This is a genomic window from Streptococcus oralis, assembly GCF_001578935.1.
Lineage (GTDB): Bacteria > Bacillota > Bacilli > Lactobacillales > Streptococcaceae > Streptococcus > Streptococcus oralis_R.
In genome coordinates, this window is record NZ_KQ969543.1 from 1 (window position 1) to 259 (window position 259).

The 259-nt window shown below is 52.9% G+C and carries 3 tRNA genes; all 3 read right to left on the bottom strand.

The annotated features are described in order from the left end of the window. Positions 1-6: 6 nt before the first annotated feature. The 3 genes from SORDD15_RS09780 to SORDD15_RS09790 all read right to left on the bottom strand — a co-directional run bounded on the left by SORDD15_RS09780 (position 7) and on the right by SORDD15_RS09790 (position 257). Positions 7-79: transfer RNA gene (locus tag SORDD15_RS09780), tRNA-Phe, on the bottom strand. A 3-nt stretch (positions 80-82) separates the two neighbouring features. Then, positions 83-156 (bottom strand) — tRNA-Met (locus tag SORDD15_RS09785). Positions 157-167: 11 nt separating this feature from the next. Then, positions 168-257: transfer RNA gene (locus SORDD15_RS09790), tRNA-Ser, on the bottom strand. Positions 258-259 lie beyond the last annotated feature (2 nt).

Here is a 259-nt window from a genome sequence, read left to right on the forward strand (position 1 = left end):
AAAATATGGCGCGAGACGGAATCGAACCGCCGACACATGGAGCTTCAATCCATTGCTCTACCAACTGAGCTACCGAGCCAAATTGCGGGAGCAGGATTTGAACCTACGACCTTCGGGTTATGAGCCCGACGAGCTACCGAGCTGCTCCATCCCGCGTTAATATAAAAAGGAGGATGTGGGATTCGAACCCACGCACGCTTTTACACGCCTGACGGTTTTCAAGACCGTTCCCTTCAGCCGGACTTGGGTAATCCTCCAA